Origin of the sequence: Massilia genomosp. 1 (assembly GCF_011682185.1) — a bacterium.
Lineage (GTDB): Bacteria > Pseudomonadota > Gammaproteobacteria > Burkholderiales > Burkholderiaceae_D > Telluria_A > Telluria_A rubra.
Map to the genome: position 1 here is coordinate 18,939 of NZ_WHJF01000046.1, position 13,009 is coordinate 31,947.

Consider the following 13,009-nt stretch of genomic DNA (forward strand, 5'->3'; position numbering starts at 1 on the left):
GGTTCAGGGCGCGCTGGCGCCGGGGGTGATCTGGCGCATGCGCAGGCTGATTTCCGCCCCCAGGTCGCGGTTCAGGCCAACGTAGTCCTGCTCCAGGGCGCCATAGGCTTGCGGCTGGCGCAATCCCAGCCCCATCCAGGTATCGTCGTGCGCGTTCGCTTCGCGCAGCGCCAGGATCGCTTCGCCCGACAGGGTCGCTTCGAGCACGGCGGCGGCGTCCGGCGGCGCTTGCGCCAGCAAGCCTTGCGGCGTGGCGATCAGGCTGGTGCCGGCGAACTCCACCGTGATCGAGGTGTTGCCACGCACGCCAGTGATCTTGCCGACCGGCCCGCAATACACCATGTTGACGGCGCTCAGGTAGGCGGTGGCGCGGAAGGCGTTGATCATGGCCGGCAGGTTCTGGCGCAGCGAGCCGCCCGGCAGGAAGATAGTGGTGGCGCCTTTCAGCGCGAGGATGCGGATGGTTTCCGGGATCCAGAAGTCGGAACACACGGCGATGCCGATCGGGCCGAATTCGGTCTCATGCACGGCCAGCGTATCGCCCGCCACGCACGACACCGCTTCGTTGGCGAAGGGGTGAATCTTGTTGGCCTGCCCGATGTTGACGCCGTCGCGGTCCAGCAAGACCGAGGTGTTGCAATAGCGTCCGTCCGGCATCTGCTCGACCACCGAACCGCACACCAGATGCACCCGGTGCTTCCTGGCCATGGCCGACAGTTGCTCGAACACGGCGCTGGTCAAGGTGGTGTCGGTGACGCCGCGCAAATGCGCCTGGCCCGGCATGTACCAGGCCGGTCCCAGGAAAAATTCGGCCAGGCACACAAAATCGAGGCTGCGGTCCTGGCAAGCCTGGTCGATCATGCCCAACACGTGTTGCAGGTTGTCGCGCGGATCGGGCTGCCAGACGCTTTGGACGAGGGCGATCTTCATTGCATAGTCTCCTTGGTTGAAAGCGGTGATGCCGGCGCGGGCACGGTGCCCGGCTTGGAACGGTTGTCGATGCGCTGGTACCACTCCTGGCGGTCGATCGGCACCAGTTCCACCGGTATCGCGCAGTAGCGCTCCAGGGCGGCGGTCAGGCGGGCGCGGGTCTCGTGCCAATGCCCGCCCCCGGCCGGGATCAGGTGGATGGCGACATGGCTGGTATCGCCCTGCACCGAATAGATGGGCTCGATGCCCGGTTCAGCCAGCAGGATGTCGTCCAGTTCGCTGATGTGGAAACGCCGCGCCGGCGCGCCGATCAGGTCTTGCACCCGGCCCAGGTGGACGATACGGGTATGCGGGTTGCCGCAGGCGCAAGGGCTGGTATCGGTCTTGACCAGGTCGCCGCTACGGTAGCGCACCAGCGGCATCGCTTCCTGCGCCAGCGTGGTCAGCACCAGTTCGCCGGTCGATCCGGGCGCCAGGACGGCCGCGCTGTCGGGATCGATCACTTCGAACACGAAGCGCTGTTCGGCCAGGTGCAGCTGCCCCTGGGGGCATGGCAGGGCGACCGACATGGCTTCCGTCATGCCGTAGTGGTTATGTACGCTGGCCCCCCACAAGCGCTCGATGCACGCTTTGCGCGCCGGCGAGAGCGCTTCGCCCATGCACACGATGCGCCGCACCGCCAGGTCGCGCCGCAGGTCGATGCCCTGCTCGGCCGCCATCGCGGCCAGGCGCAAGGCGCGGATCGGCGCGCACACCAGGGTGGTGACCTTGTGCGAGCGCAGCAAACCCAGCAGCCGGGTCCACGGGCACAGCTTGTTGTTGGTGCCCACCGCCAGCACGCTCACGCCGAGCAGTTCGGCCACCCGGTCGATATCCGCCCCCACGTACGACAGTTCGTACGGCACGGCCACGGCCACGATGTCTTCCCGGACGAGCAGCCCGGCCCAGGCCAGGGCGACGCAAAAATTGTTGGTCTTCCAGTCGCGCGCCGTCACGAAGCCGGCATTCACGCCGCCCGTGGTGCCCGTGCTTTCGGCATAGCGGGTCAGGTTCTCGGGGGCGACCGCCAGCAGGCCGTAGGGATATTCGGCCCGCAAGTCTTCCTTGCGGGTGAAGCCGAACGAGGCCAGGTCCTCGAGCGAATCGAGCGCGCGCAGGGTTGGCCAGCGCCGGTAGAAGGGACTGGCGGCCGCCGCGTGGGCCACGGACGCGTTCAGCCGCGCCAGGCGCTCGCTCGGCGCTTGCGGCTCGAGCAGGGCCGCGAGCAACTGCTGTGGGCTTTGCGCCCCGTTATAGAGATCGCGCATGGGATGGCATCAGTTAAATGACTGCACAGGGGCGGCTTTGACGCCGGTCAGGAACAGGCCCAGCTCGATATCCTCGACTTTCGCGCCGGCCAGCGGGGTGGCCTCCAGCAGGCGCCGCAATTCGGCCGAGGTGTAGGCCGCTTTCACCGAATTGGCAAAGCCCTTGCGCATGTTGACGTTGATATTGCCGCGCATGAAGGCGATGGCTTCCTTGCTCAGGTCGCGCCGCAAGTCGATGATGCAAAAGCGCCCGCCCGGCTTGAGCACGCGGTGCGTTTCGCGCAGGACGGCGACCGGGTCGACCCATTCGTGCAGGGAACTGTGGGTAAACAAGACGTCGAAGTGATTGTCGGGAAAAGGCATGCGCAGGCAATCGCCCAGCACGTACTCGCTGCGCTCCGACAAACCGTAGGCGGCCGCGTTGCTGCGCGCCATCTCCAGCATGTCGGGCGAGATATCGAGCGCGGTCAGGCGCGCGCCGGGGGCGGCCACCATCACCGCCCTGAGCCACTCCAGGCCGAAGTACCCCGGCCCCGGGCCGATTTCGAGCGCGCTCCCGGCCCGCACCTCGCATGCGAGCAAGAGCTCGATCTTCTCGCTCAACCAGCCGCTGTCGCGGATATGGCGCTGCATCTCGTCGTACACGGTCGCGATATAGGCGCCCTGCAAGCCATCTTCGGTTTCTGGAACACGTTCATTGAGCATCGGAGTCATCCTTTTCAATTTTTTCAAGTTGAACAGCGACATTGCGAAAATTCGACGTCCCCATCTCGCTGGCGCGCGCGGCGCGGCCGGTGAGCATGTTCGCGTTCGAGCGCTGCCAGTTGTCGGCGCCCTCTTCCTCTGGATACCACCACGAGGGCGCCACATACACCACGTCCGGCGCGACGCCGTCGAACAAGTCCGCGCAAAAACGGGCGCTGCCGCCAGCGCTGCGCACCAGCACCCAGTCGCCGGCGACGATGCCCAGGGCGGCCGCCGCTTGCGGGTGGATCTGCACGCGCGGCAGCGGCTCGCGCTTGCGCAGGCTCTCCAGTTGCCGGTATTCCGAATTGTAGAAATTGCGGGAATGTGCGCTGGACATGCGGAAGTGGCCATCCGGCAGTGCCTCCCCCGGCCGGTACTGCGGCAAGGCATCCCCTCCCATCCTGGGCAGGCCCGGATGCAGCAGGTTGACCCGCCCGCTGCGGGTGCGGAAGCCTTCGGTCGCGTATTTGCGGTAGTGCGGCGGATTGGCGATCGGCCCGTGCTGCTTGAAACTGGTCCAGGTATGTCCAATCCCGGCCAGTTTGTGATCGAGCGCCGCCTCCAGGTTGGGCCAGAAGTGCTGTCCCAGTCCGAGGCGCCGGGCCAGCCCCAGGATGATTTCTTCATCGCTGCGGCATTGGCCTACCTGGGCCAGCTTGCGGCGCGGCGCCAGGTAGGCGTTGAACTCGACGATCTGGTCGCGTTCCAGCCAGCTGCCCACCGGCAGCACCAGGTCGGCCAGTTGCGCGGTCGGCGTCATGAACAGGTCGCATGTCATGTGGAATTCCAGGCCGCGCAGGGCGCGGTGTACGCGCTGGGCGTCGGCATACACCATCGGCAAGTTGCTGCCGAAATTGAGCAGGGTCTTGACCGCATACGGCTGGGCGTCGAGCATCGCATCCCAGACCGCGTCCGGATGCGCCCAGCCCGCCATCGACAGTACCGGATAGGCGCCCCCGCCGAGGCGCTTGGCTTGCTGTTCCGGGGCCAGCCGCTCCGCCAGCGGGAAGCTGCGGCGCCCGTCCACCGGCAGCAGGTCCCACAGCACGTCGCCGCCCGGCGCATCCAGGTTGCCGCTCAGGGCGCTGAGTATGCAGATGCTGCGCAGCGTGGAAAACGCGTTCTCGTTTTGCGACAAGCCCGTGCCAGCCTCGATGCAGGCGCGCCCGGCCTGCCCGTAGGCGCTGGCCAGGGCCACCACTTGCCCGGCGTCCAGGCCGGTCAGTCCGGCCACGCGTTGCGGATCGTAGCTGCGCACGTGTTCGGCCAGTTCGGCGAAGCCGTCGGTATGGCCGGCCACGAAACCGGCGTCGTACCAGCCCTCCTTGATCATCACATGCAGCATGCCGAGCGCCAGCGCGCCATCGCTGCCGGGCCGGATCTGCAGCCACAGATCGGCGCGCCGGGTCTGGTCGTTGGCGCGCGGATCGATCACCACCAGGCGCGCACCGCGCTGCAAGGCCTTGGCCAGCTTGACGCCGATCAAGCCGTCGGAATGCGTGTGCAGCTTGTTGCTGCCCCACAGGATGATCAGCTCCGGCTCGCCCTCGTAGTCGCAAAAGGTGAAGCCGCCGCAGGTGAGGATAGAGGCCATCACGCGCGGATAGAAGCACACATGGGCCGGTCCCAGCACGTTCGGCGTTCCCAGGGTATTGGCAAAGCGGAACACCCACTCCTGGTAGTTGCGGTCCGTGCCTTGACTGAGCACCACCGATTCCGCGCCATGGCGGGCGATCTGCTCGCCGATCCTGTGCGCCGCCATGTCGAGCGCCTCGTCCCAGGGCATGGCGATGTGCTTGTCGCCCCGGCGCAGCAGCGGCTCGGTCAGGCGCGCCGGATGGGTCAACAGTTCGAGCGAGGCCTTGCCCTTCGTGCAAAAGAAGCCTTCGCTGGCGGGACTGGCCGGATCGCCTTTGAGCTCGCTCACCACGCCATCGCGCATCTGCACGATGACCCCGCAGCCGCCGTGGCACATGCGGCATACGCTGCGCTGCTCGGTACACTGGCCGCCCACGCCATCGGGATGCTCGATGATCATGCGCGCTCGTCCTTGAACAGCCGCGCCAGCGCCGCCATCAGCGCATGCTCGCGTTCCACCGTGGCGGCAAAGCGCGCGGCCACCTCGCGCAAGTGCGTTTCGGAGCCGGTCTCGGCGCTGGCGCGCAAGCCTTCGATGCAATCGGCCCAGCCCAGCTCCAGCGCGTGCGCATCGGGCAGCAAGGGCGCCAGGCCGTCCAGGCCGAGCACATCCTGGCTTTCGCGCAGGAACTGGCGGTACAGGGCGCGGAAATTGGCGCCACCGGTGCCGGCGAATTCCCAGAAGTTGGCGATGCCCGTCATGATGGCCGCCGGATCGGCGAAGCGCGAGTACCAGTCGGGCATCTCGCGCGCCAGGGTGTACAAACCCAGGTGGCCGCGCGCAGGGTCGGCCGGCTCCAGGTAATTGCGGGCGCAGCCGCCGATGGCGGCGACCAGCGCGGCGCGCAGCTCGCCCATCGCCTCGGTCGAGACCACGCTTACCGACAAGCTGTCGGACGATTGCTGGCCTTGGCGCGAGGCGCGCGCCTGCGCCAGGTCGGCCAGCGCGATCCGGTGGCTGCCGCCTTGCTGGGCGGTGTCGACCACCCATGCATGCTGGCCATCGATGGCGTGCAGCGCCACGAAATGGGCGCAGAAATGCCGCTTGGCCGAGAAGTACGGCAAGTAGAAAATATCGAGCTTCAAGCCCGCCACCCGCCCCGCTGCCAGGATGGCGCGCGCCTGTTCCAGCGCTTGACCAGCGTCGGCCGACTGCTCGATGCGCAAAGCAAGCCCGGTGTTGGCCGCGTAGTGGCGCAGCAGTTCACCCGAATCCCCGCGCCCCGACAGCATCGGCATCTCGTGGCGCGCATCGGCCACCGGCCAGGCCACGAAGTCGAGGCCCTGCCCGAGCCCGAACACCATCGCTTCGCTGTGCAGGATGCCGGCGTGCGCCAGCATCATGCGCAAGGTGCCCGACTCGCAATGCACGCCCGGGCGCGCCTGAAAATCCTTCAGGGCCAGCATGTCGTCGGCCATGCCGGCGCTGGCGTTGGCCAGCGCGCTCATAGCAGCACCTGGCGATAGCCTTCCAGGTCCAGCATGCCGCTGCCGCTGCCCAGGACCACAATGCACGGCTCGCGGTCATCTTCGCGCGCGCGGTCCGCGGCGCGGATGGCCGCCGCCATCGCATGGGCCGACTCCGGCGCCACCAGGAAGCCCTCGGTGCGCAGCAGCAAGCGCCCCGCTTCGAACGCTTCATGCTCGTCGATCGCGACGGCGTCGAGCACGCCTTCCTTTTTCAGCAGGCTGACCAGCGGCGAACTGTTGTGCTGACGCAAACCACCCGCATGCACCGGCAGCGGGATGAAGTCCGGCCCCATCGAATAGGCCAGCACCCGTGGCGTATAGCCGGCCGGGTCGGACGAGCAGTATTCGTAGGTGCCCTGGGTCAGGCGCGGCGCGGCCGTGGATTCGGCGCCGAGGAAGGAAATCGCGCGCCCCGCTTGCTTGTCGCGCAGGAAGGGCAGCATGAAGCCGCACAGATTGCTGCCGCCGCTCACGCACGCGATCAGTTGATCGGGGCCCTGTTCGCCGGCCAGCGCGAGCTGGGCCCGCGTTTCCTGTCCCAGCAAGGTCTGGTGCAGATGCACATGATTGACATTGCTGCCCGACAGATAGGCCGAACCGGGGGTCGCCAGGGCCGCTTCGATCGCTTCGCTGATCGCAGTACCCATCGTGCCCGGATGGTCGGGGCGCTGTTCCAGCAAGCGCCGGCCAATGGCCGTGGCGCGCGACGGCGACGGCGCCACTTCCGTTCCCAGCAGGCGCATGTAGTGTTCGCGATAGCGCTTTTGCTCCATCGAACAACGCGCCATGAAGATCTTGCACTTCAGGCCGAACATCTGGCTGGCCAGGGCCAGGCTCATGCCCCACTGCCCGGCCCCGGTCTCCGAGATCAGGCAATCGCGCCCCTCTTCCCTGGCGTAGTAAGCCTGGGCCAGCGCGGTGCCGACCTTGAAGCTGCCCGTCACCAGGGTGTCTTCACGCTTGATGTAGATGCGCGCGCGCGTCTGCAAGGCCGCTTCCAGGGCCAGGGCGCGCCGCAGCGGCGTGGGACGGCCCACTTGCAGCAGGCGCTGGCGCACCGGCGCCGGAATCGTCACCCACTGCTCGCTCGGCGCATTCTGGCGCAGCAGTTCCGCCGGCCGGATCCTGGCCATGATCTCGGCCGAGGGCGGCACATGCACATCCTCGACCGGCGGCAAGGCCTTGGGCAAGTCCAATAGAAAGTTGTACCACTGCGCAGGTAGCTGCTCCTCGGTCAACCGGTATTCCAGGCACTGTTTTACGCTCATCACCTTCCCCTTGTCAGCTACAAATACCATTGCGCCAGCAGGCGCCAGCTATTGCGTTCGCCGTGGGCCGCATACTGGTCCCAGGCGCCGCCGCGCACATGCGTCCACTGCAAGGCGAGGTCGACTTCATCGAGCCGCCAGCGTGCTTCCGACCACAGCAGCGAACTGCGATCCTGCAAGTCATGTTTCGCCACCGCGCTCAGGTCCAGCCTCGGGCGCAGCGCATCGGGCCAGACCAGCATGCCGAACAGGCCCTTGCGGGTCGGCGGCTCCTGTTCGCGCCGCACGAAATCGCGATACGCCCAATACTGTCCGCTCTGGCGCGCCAGGTCCGCCCACTGCGCCTTGTCGAGCGCGGCCCCGCACCAGTGAAACTCGGCAGTGAACGACATCCGGTTGCCGGCGGTATAGGTCGCGCCCGCCGCCAGGCGGTTGCGCCAGGCCCGCCCACCCCGCCCATCCTGCCGGCCCAGCGCGCGCGACAACAAGTCGCGCTGCCGCCCGCCCGACCACTCCGCATGCGCGGTCAGGGCGTCACCGAGCAGGGTCGACAGGTTCAGGCCAAGCTGCGCCGCTTCGCCCTCCTCCACCAGCAGCAGCGCCTGCGGCTGGAAATCGGGCGCCAGCCGGACGCTGCCGACGAGCAGCGCGCGCGCGCGGGCGTTGGTGTTGCCGCCATCGTCGTCGGCGCCGATGCGCGGCGCCAGCACCGCGCTCACCGAGCCGCCATCCCATACGCGCTGACCCTGCACCAGATAGGCGCCGCTGCGGCTGCGGCGCAGCGTCTCCGGGTCGACCGAGACCACCGAGCGCACCGCCCGCGCGCGGAAGTAGTCGCTCGGGTTGTAGCCGGCGGCGACACCCTGGCGCAGGTTGACGCGCCCGATATCGATCGCGCTTTCGGCGCTCGCATTCCAGCTCAGGTAGGCATCCTTGAGCGTATTGACCGTGCGCCGCTGCGCCCCCCCGAAGTGCTCGAAGCGGTCGGCCAGCTTGAAGCGCCAGTCGGCGCTGGCCTGGTACTCCCAGCTCACGTCCGCCGACAGGCGCGTCGGGCGCCGCCCGCCCGGCTGCGGCGCGCGCAAGCCCGCTTCGAGTTCGAGCGAGGTGGCCCAAGGTGCTCCGGCCTGCCCCGCGTGCGAGGCGGCGCAGCACGCCAGCATGGCGCTCGCCAGGGCGCAAGCGCGCCGCATCACGTGTCGCGCTCCAGCCTGAAACGCGGCAGGTAGTCGCGCTGGAACCAGGAATCGGGAATCTCGCGCCCCACGTAGCCGGAAAAATCCATCACCGTGATCCAGCTGGCATCCGTACCATCGATGATCACCGCCTCGGTCGGGCGCAGCTCGCCGAGCACGCGCTGCGCGCGCCGGTAAAACACGGTCTTGAGCAAATGCCCGCTGGCGCTGTAGTACTCGGCCTTGACCGGATGGCGGCTGGCACTGTCGAGCCATAGCCGCACCCGGTGATAGTTGGCCTGTCTGGTATGCGCGGCCAGGTTCAGCAAGGTACACTGGCGCGCCTGCACATCGCCGTCCTGGATCTGTTCGTCGCCCACGAGCTCGGCACGGTAGTCGCGCGCCAGGTTGGCCGTGACCACGTCGCCGCTGGAGGCCCTGCCGAGCAAGCGTTGCTGCGGCGAAATGCGCACTGCGGCGCGGCTCGACGGGTCGAAAAACCACATGTCGCTGCCATTGACCAGCATCAGCTTGTTGGCGTCGCGCAGCGGGCGCGCGAAGCGCACCAGGTTGCGGTACTGGCCGCTGGCGCCATCGATCTTGGCGTAGATGTTCAGGCTGCTTTCATCGGTCTGCTTGCCGGCGCGGTACTCGGTCAGGCGCACATCGACGGCAAACGGCTGGACCGGATTGCGGATCGCGTCGCTCTGGGCCAGCAAGAGGTTGGCGTCCGGCGCGCCGGCCCGCGCCGGTGCGCACGCCGCGAGCAGCGCCCAGGCCAGTACGGCGCGTCGTTCACACATGGCGCAGCGAATCGACGATGGGCAGGCGCCCGGCGCGGCGCGCGGGCCACCACGCGGCCAGCAGCGACACGATCAGCAAGGTCAGTACCGCATTGGCGATGATCTTGTACTCGCCCCACAAGCCGACCGAGATTACTTGCGGCTCGACCGTGCCCGGCGGCAGCCAGCTCATGCCCGCATGATTGACGGCATAGGCGATCGCCAGCGCGAGCAGCAGCCCGGCCACCGCGCAGGCCAGGCCCAGCAGCAGTGCCTCCCACACAAAGACGGCCGCAATCGCGCCGCGCTGCATGCCGATGGCGCGCAAGGTGCCGATTTCGACCGTGCGTTCGGCCACCGCCATGTTCACCGAATTGGCGACCGAGAACAGCACCACGCAACTGAACAGCAAGGCGACGAAACCGAATAGCGCCCCGAACATGCCCAGTATTTGCCTGTACGAGGGGTTGATCGTGTCGAAGCCAAGCACGGTGAGCTGCTCGCCCTTGAAGTCGCGTGCGAGGATGGCGGCGATGCGTTCGCGCGCCGCGCCCAGGTTGGCGGTCGTGTCGAGTTGCACCACCAGCGAGGTAGCCCGTGGCGCCGCCTCGCCGTACACCAGGCGCTGGGCGCGCGCCAGGTGCAGTTCGATCCAGCCATCGTCGAGCTCCTTGACGCCCTGGCTCTGCGCCTTGACCACGTTCAGGTCGGCCACATTCGGCGCGCCCGTCTCGCCCGCCGTGAGCAACTGGATGACAGGGGTGCTATCAAGCGCCGCCCGTTTCGCCGGCTGGCTCAGTTCGCTCAGTGCGGCCAGCCCGGCCGGCTGCGCCGCGCCGCCGGCCGCGCCCGTCTCGACCGGGGGCGGACAGTCCGGTACCGCCAGCGGTCCGCACAGGCGCAGCACGCGCGCCACGCCGGTCCCGATCACGGCGGCGTTCGGCGGCGATCCTTGCAGGGCCAGGTTGCCCGGCTTGATCGGCAAGCCGTAGGCATTCCAGGCACGCATGCGGTTCTGGTCGTCCACCAGGGTACCGCGCCCGAACACCGTGCGCGACACGTTGGCGCTGGCATTGCCCGCAATGCCGCCCAGCTTGAGCGAGGGCGTAATCACCAGCACCTGGGCGCGCAACTGGGGGTCGCCCCGCACCGCATCGATGATGCGCTGGTAATCGGCCAGTCCATACGCGGCCGGGTTGCCGTCGCCGTACAGCAGGAAGTCGCGGTGCTCGATCTCCAGGTGGCCGCCGTGGCGCACGAAGTTCGTCTGCAAGCCCTGGTCCACGGTTTGCACATAGGCGCCCAGCAACAGCAGCGCACAGACCCCGACCGTCATGGTCAGGAAGGTCGACAGCGAACGCCGCCCGTTGCGCCAGACATTGCGCGCCGCCAAAGCCAGCGCGCTCATGCTTCCACCAGTTGCTCGATGCCGGCCGCGCGTGCCTGCAAGGCGCCGTCGCGCAGATTGATCACCGTGTCGGCCCCGGCGATGAGCGAGGTATCGTGCGAGGCGAACAGGAACGACACGCCGTGCTCGCGCTGCAGCCTGCGCATGAGCGCGACGATCTGGGCGCCGGTAGCGCGGTCCAGGCTGGCGGTGGGTTCGTCCGCCAGCACCAGGCGCGGGCGCGCCGCCAGGGCGCGCGCGATCGCCACGCGCTGGCGTTCGCCACCCGACAGTTCGTGCGGCCGGCGCCCATCCTTGCCGTTCAGGCCCACCGCGTCGAGCAGGAAGGCGACCCGCTCCTTGCGCGCCGCGGCGTCCTGTTTTGCCAGTTGCAGCGGATAGGCGATGTTCTCCGCCACCGTCAAGGCCGCCAGCAGGTTGAAATTCTGGAACACGAAGCCAAGATGCTGGCGCCGGAAGGTGGTCAGCGCCTTTTCGGCCAGCTTGCCGACGTCCGTGCCGGCAATCTCGATGCTGCCGCTGTCGGGCCGGTCCAGGCAGCCGATCAGGTTGAGCAAGCTGGTCTTGCCGGAGCCGGAAGGTCCGGTCAGCACGCTGAAGCTGGCGTCGGCGATACTGAAGCTGACATTGCGCACGGCGGGCACCGGCACCCGGCCGAGACGGTAGCATTTGCTGACATCGCGCACGTTGAGTATGGTCATTTGGACTCCGGGCCGGGATTGGCCGCTTGCAGGGCGGCGCTGGCGCCGTCGAGCAGCGCGACGATGTTCGCTTCGATGCCGGCGCGCCCGGGATAGCCCTCGAACAGGGCAATCCGGTTGCGCACGATGTCGCCGCGGTTCCACATCTCGTACAACTCCTGGCGCATGCCGTAGCGGTCGCTCACCAGTTCGGTGGCCAGGCGGAACAGGCGCGACTTGAAGACGACGTCGACATCCTTGCCGCCCATGTAGCGCTCGAGCAGCGGACGCAGCACCGGATTGGCCAGGTCGGCCTCGCTCGGCTGCATCACCAGGCCGGAACCGCACACCACGCGCACGATCTGGGCCACGCGCGCCGACACCTGGGCGGCGAAAGCGTCCAGCGCCAGGGTCACGCCCGGTGCCAGGTGGCCGCCGCTGGTCGGCCTGAGCTCGTTCTGCAAGCCGACGATGGCCAGCCGCACCAGTTCCACGTACGAGGTCAGTTCGCCCAGCTGGTCGCCGATCTCGCGGAAATCCTTGACCCCGATGGCTTTGCTGGCCAGCGCGGCCACGCCGAGGAAGGTGCGCAGCCGATGGTAGAAGCGGATCTGCCCCACATACAGGGCCCAGGCGCTGATGCGCGCAAAGCCGGCCGCCGCTGTCTGGCAATCATCGAGCAGGAAAATGCGGTGCTTGGGGATGAACACATCGTCGAAGAACAGCATGGCGTCCTGCTCGTCGTAGCGCGACGACAGATCGTGGCGGAAGCTGTTGCGGTGCTCGGTTTGCGATTCGCGGCACATCAGGCGCAGGTTCGGCGTGGCGATCGGCAGCGCGAACCAGATCACATACTCGGGCGCGCTGCGCATGAAGAAGGCGGGCGACAGGTAGACCATCACTTCATGGCAGTACGGCGCCAGGGTGGCCAACTGCTTGGCGCCGCGCACCACCACCCCGTCGGCGCGCCGTTCGACGATGCGCAAGGCATTGTCGGGATGGTCGGCCAGCGAGGCCGAGCGGTCGATCTGCGGATCGCCAATGGCATGGGTGAGCGCGATATCGTGCTCGCGGCAGTACAGATAGTAGTTTTCGGCGTTGCGCGCGAACTGCGGATCGACCTTGCCCAGCTCGTGGCGGTAATCGTACAAGCCGACCACGACGTTGGCGACAAAGTCTGGAATGCGCGGCAACTGGCCGTGGCTGTGCTCCATCCACAGATGGCTGTTGCGGGTTTTGGCCGCAAACTCGGCCGGCGTGGCCGGCGCCAGGTAGGACAGGCTGAGCAGATGGCCAGTCTGGGGGGAAGTCCAGGTCATGTCCTTGTGATGGGCGTCGCTGTGCTGCAGGTCGTACAGGCGCCCCAGCTCGCGCAGCACGCCGGCAAAGGCCGGGTGGGTGCGCACATCGACCCGCTGGCCGTCGTACCAGACCTCGCGCTCGTCGTCCAGGCTGGCAACGAAGGACGCGCCGCTGTGTACCCCCGCAGCCTTGTGCATGTGCAGATTGTTCCGGTACGCCATATTGCTGCCGCCGGCGCGGTAGTCGGCGCGGTAGCCGACGCGGTAATCCGATAAGTTGGCTGTCATGTTGTCTTTGCTGAT

Annotated in this window: 11 protein-coding genes; all 11 read right to left on the reverse strand. The window is 67.7% G+C overall.

Translation table 11 applies throughout. The features are described 5' to 3' along the window. Nucleotides 1–3: 3 nt before the first annotated feature. From F1735_RS17765 to F1735_RS17815, 11 genes are read right to left on the reverse strand one after another with little or no spacing between them, the layout of a single operon-like run. Nucleotides 4–930 carry a carbon-nitrogen hydrolase family protein gene (locus tag F1735_RS17765; RefSeq protein ID WP_167238174.1) on the reverse strand — a complete coding sequence of 309 codons (927 nt, stop codon included), beginning with the start codon at nt 928–930 and terminating at the stop codon, nt 4–6. After that, on the reverse strand, nt 927–2,237 hold the full coding sequence (locus tag F1735_RS17770; RefSeq protein WP_167238175.1) for a phenylacetate--CoA ligase family protein: 1,311 nt from the start codon (nt 2,235–2,237) through the stop codon (nt 927–929). The genes F1735_RS17765 and F1735_RS17770 overlap by 4 nt, the downstream gene beginning before the upstream one ends. Nucleotides 2,238–2,246: 9 nt before the next feature. Then, nucleotides 2,247–2,942, reverse strand: coding sequence for a class I SAM-dependent methyltransferase (locus F1735_RS17775; protein ID WP_222853012.1), 696 nt, complete (start codon nt 2,940–2,942; stop codon nt 2,247–2,249). Further along, nucleotides 2,932–5,022: a molybdopterin-containing oxidoreductase family protein gene (locus F1735_RS17780; RefSeq protein WP_167238177.1), complete on the reverse strand. Its 2,091-nt coding sequence runs from the start codon at nt 5,020–5,022 to the stop codon at nt 2,932–2,934. Before F1735_RS17780 ends, F1735_RS17775 begins: the two co-directional genes overlap by 11 nt. Next, the gene (locus F1735_RS17785) at nt 5,019–6,071 is read right to left on the reverse strand and encodes a BtrH N-terminal domain-containing protein (RefSeq protein WP_167238178.1); all 1,053 of its coding nucleotides are present in this window, start codon (nt 6,069–6,071) and stop codon (nt 5,019–5,021) included. The genes F1735_RS17780 and F1735_RS17785 overlap by 4 nt, the downstream gene beginning before the upstream one ends. After that, nucleotides 6,068–7,360 carry a TrpB-like pyridoxal phosphate-dependent enzyme gene (locus F1735_RS17790; protein WP_222853013.1) on the reverse strand — a complete coding sequence of 431 codons (1,293 nt, stop codon included), beginning with the start codon at nt 7,358–7,360 and terminating at the stop codon, nt 6,068–6,070. The genes F1735_RS17785 and F1735_RS17790 overlap by 4 nt, the downstream gene beginning before the upstream one ends. 17 nt (nt 7,361–7,377) lie before the next feature. Then, nucleotides 7,378–8,556, reverse strand: coding sequence for a hypothetical protein (locus F1735_RS17795; protein WP_167238180.1), 1,179 nt, complete (start codon nt 8,554–8,556; stop codon nt 7,378–7,380). Next, nucleotides 8,553–9,338 carry an outer membrane lipoprotein-sorting protein gene (locus F1735_RS17800; RefSeq protein WP_167238181.1) on the reverse strand — a complete coding sequence of 262 codons (786 nt, stop codon included), beginning with the start codon at nt 9,336–9,338 and terminating at the stop codon, nt 8,553–8,555. Before F1735_RS17800 ends, F1735_RS17795 begins: the two co-directional genes overlap by 4 nt. Next, entirely contained in the window at nt 9,331–10,725 is a 1,395-nt protein-coding gene (locus tag F1735_RS17805) for an ABC transporter permease (RefSeq protein WP_167238182.1), read from the reverse strand. The genes F1735_RS17800 and F1735_RS17805 overlap by 8 nt, the downstream gene beginning before the upstream one ends. Continuing rightward, nucleotides 10,722–11,426, reverse strand: coding sequence for an ABC transporter ATP-binding protein (locus tag F1735_RS17810; protein WP_167238183.1), 705 nt, complete (start codon nt 11,424–11,426; stop codon nt 10,722–10,724). Before F1735_RS17810 ends, F1735_RS17805 begins: the two co-directional genes overlap by 4 nt. Beyond that, on the reverse strand, nt 11,423–12,994 hold the full coding sequence (locus F1735_RS17815) for a 4-hydroxyphenylacetate 3-hydroxylase N-terminal domain-containing protein (RefSeq protein WP_222853014.1): 1,572 nt from the start codon (nt 12,992–12,994) through the stop codon (nt 11,423–11,425). The genes F1735_RS17810 and F1735_RS17815 overlap by 4 nt, the downstream gene beginning before the upstream one ends. Nucleotides 12,995–13,009 lie beyond the last annotated feature (15 nt).

Excerpts from the sequence above, each read along its gene's own strand:
- F1735_RS17775 (WP_222853012.1), bottom strand. The coding sequence starts at position 2,942 with ATGCTCAATGAACGTGTTCCAGAAACCGAAGATGGCTTGCAGGGCGCC.
- F1735_RS17800 (WP_167238181.1), bottom strand. The coding sequence starts at position 9,338 with ATGTGTGAACGACGCGCCGTACTGGCCTGGGCGCTGCTCGCGGCGTGC.
- F1735_RS17810 (WP_167238183.1), bottom strand. The coding sequence starts at position 11,426 with ATGACCATACTCAACGTGCGCGATGTCAGCAAATGCTACCGTCTCGGC.
- F1735_RS17785 (WP_167238178.1), bottom strand. The coding sequence starts at position 6,071 with ATGAGCGCGCTGGCCAACGCCAGCGCCGGCATGGCCGACGACATGCTG.
- F1735_RS17780 (WP_167238177.1), bottom strand. The coding sequence starts at position 5,022 with ATGATCATCGAGCATCCCGATGGCGTGGGCGGCCAGTGTACCGAGCAG.
- F1735_RS17765 (WP_167238174.1), bottom strand. The coding sequence starts at position 930 with ATGAAGATCGCCCTCGTCCAAAGCGTCTGGCAGCCCGATCCGCGCGAC.
- F1735_RS17805 (WP_167238182.1), bottom strand. The coding sequence starts at position 10,725 with ATGAGCGCGCTGGCTTTGGCGGCGCGCAATGTCTGGCGCAACGGGCGG.
- F1735_RS17790 (WP_222853013.1), bottom strand. The coding sequence starts at position 7,360 with ATGAGCGTAAAACAGTGCCTGGAATACCGGTTGACCGAGGAGCAGCTA.
- F1735_RS17770 (WP_167238175.1), bottom strand. The coding sequence starts at position 2,237 with ATGCGCGATCTCTATAACGGGGCGCAAAGCCCACAGCAGTTGCTCGCG.
- F1735_RS17815 (WP_222853014.1), bottom strand. The coding sequence starts at position 12,994 with ATGACAGCCAACTTATCGGATTACCGCGTCGGCTACCGCGCCGACTAC.